The sequence below is a fragment of the Wolbachia endosymbiont of Drosophila barbarae genome (assembly GCF_044752445.1).
Classification (GTDB): domain Bacteria; phylum Pseudomonadota; class Alphaproteobacteria; order Rickettsiales; family Anaplasmataceae; genus Wolbachia; species Wolbachia pipientis.
The window spans coordinates 1-2,190 of sequence record NZ_JBIXJM010000239.1 but is presented as its reverse complement, the minus strand read 5'-3'; the positions used below and the strand labels follow the sequence as shown (position 1 = coordinate 2,190).

Genomic DNA, 2,190 nt, shown 5'->3' with positions numbered 1-2,190 from the left:
TTTTACTCAAATTTAGGTATTCATTGACCGTTCTTGTTATAAATACCAGAATAATAAGCTACTGATATTCGCTATCTTTTTTATCTTTAATCCATCATAGCTAGCGATGCAACAAAGCCCACTGGAATCCAGGTTGTAACCGTTCACGGATTGTGAGAATGAATAAAGAACTAAGCAGTCGTAACTTTTGGAAGGGATTTTGGCCATTGAGACGTGATGTCAAAAATATCGACAACATTCTTTCCACAAATCTTTCTCCATGTTCCGACCAGGTGAAAAAGCTGTTTTTACGATAGCCGTCTAATTTGCCGTTCTGCAAGGTTGTTGATTGACTTCAGGCTTTCGTAAAAACTTCCACACCATATCCTCGGCCTTAACATCTTAATGGCCATTCTCAAACCATTTACAAGCCTTGTCATTTCATGCCCCCCCTTTTTGCATTAGTTGTGTAGCATCTTTTAATATTAGCAAGGCCTATAATAGTGCAACACTGCCTTACGTATTGCCAATCCAAATTCTACTTGCTGTAAAATAACACAATCTGCTACATCGCTGCTAATCTCAATCCCTCTGTTTATTGGCCCTGGGTGCATAACAATCGCATCTGGTTTTGCGTATGATAGCTTTTGTGAATCAAGTCCATACAAATAAAAATATTCTTTCTCTGAAGAACTATTATTCATGCGCTCTTTCTGCAATCTCAAAAGCATAATTACGTCAGTATCCTTTACACTTTCAATTAATGAATAATGGACTGAATCTACTTCAGGAAAATGCTTACAAATCAAAGTTGGTGGTGCGACCAAGTTTATCTCTGCTCCAAACATTTTTAGCAATCTTATATTTGATCTTGCAACTCTACTGTGCAGAATATCTCCACATATCACAACTTTGAGGTCCTTTATTTGCTTTTTGTGATTGCTGATTACAAGATAGTCTGCAAGAGCTTGAGTTGGATGTTCACTACTTCCATCCCCTGCATTGATTAGCGAGCAGTTAACATACTTTGCCAGTGTATTAATGATACCACTACTTTTATGCCTGATTATTATGTAATCAGGATTCATTGCATTTAATGTTTTGATCATGTCTTTTAGATCTTCTCCCTTGTTAATAGAAGAAGATCTTATTGGCAAAGTTACAACATTTGCTCCAAGGCTTTTTGCTGCTATTTCAAAAGACGCAAGTGTACGCGTTGAATCTTCAAAGAATAAATTTATTACTGTCTTATTTTCCAAGATATGACTATTTGCAACTTCTTTTTTAAGGTACTGGTTGGCCAACTTAGTTATATTTTCTACATCATCGACTGTAAGGTCTGAGATGTTTAACAAATTCCTTCTCTTGTTCATAGTTTCCTTTTCAACTACTTGAACCTATTCTACTTTCTTATTACCTTTTTTCAATAGACTTCTTGTGCAGCAATTGTTTTGGTGAAAGAACGGAAAAAGATAGTAAAGTCAAAATTAAGTTAGAAGGAAGAAAAAGTTCAGCGAGTCAAGAGTAAGGTATATTAGCATAAATCTTTCATCCCAATGTTTAGTGGCGCTGGGGATTACTTCCACTTACACTCATCCGCTATCATAACAGCCTCAAAAAGATGCTTCTCAAGTTCACTTAGAGGCAAATCACTTTGTGAATAATTTCCCCAAGATTTTAGTATATCGAAAGTTTCAACGCCTTCAATAATAGGATATTCTTGGTTTTTTTTAGCGTATAACTCTTGAGCCTGCTTGCTTACTAAAAATTCCAATAAGACTATAGCATTTTCCCTGTTTTTTGCGTTTTTTGTTACTGCTGCACCACTGATGTTTACCATTACACCGTGATCGTTGCGATTAGGAAAAAAAGCCCCTAGCTTGTCTGCAACATTCTTTTTATTTTCTGATGAAAGAATTCTCGCAAAGTAGTAGCTGTTTACTATTGCAACATCTCCCTCACCCGCTGCTACGGCGTAAATTTGATCAGTATCACCACCACTTGGTTTTCTTGCCATATTGCTCACAATTCCGCTTACCCATTCTTTCGTCTTTTCAAAACCATTATTTGCAATCATAAAAGCAATTAACGATCTGTTATATGGACTTGTAGAAGAACGCACTAATATTTTTCCTTTCCATTTTTCATTTGCTAAATCTTCATAAGTGCTTAAGTCCTTAGGGTCTACTGACTCTTTATTGTAAACCAATA

Annotated in this window: 2 protein-coding genes; both read right to left on the bottom strand. The window is 36.0% G+C overall.

What is annotated here, in order from left to right; translation table 11 throughout:
• Nucleotides 1-464: 464 nt before the first annotated feature.
• Nucleotides 465-1,352 (bottom strand): aspartate carbamoyltransferase catalytic subunit, encoded by an 888-nt coding sequence (locus ACIPNH_RS05785; protein WP_400772190.1) that lies wholly within the window; start codon nt 1,350-1,352, stop codon nt 465-467.
• 203 nt (nt 1,353-1,555) lie between these two features.
• Nucleotides 1,556-2,190 (bottom strand): extracellular solute-binding protein (locus ACIPNH_RS05780; RefSeq protein ID WP_400772189.1); only part of this gene is annotated, 635 nt, incomplete at its 5' end.

Coding starts and splice junctions, on each gene's coding strand:
- ACIPNH_RS05785 (WP_400772190.1), bottom strand. CDS start 1,352: ATGAACAAGAGAAGGAATTTGTTAAACATCTCAGACCTTACAGTCGAT.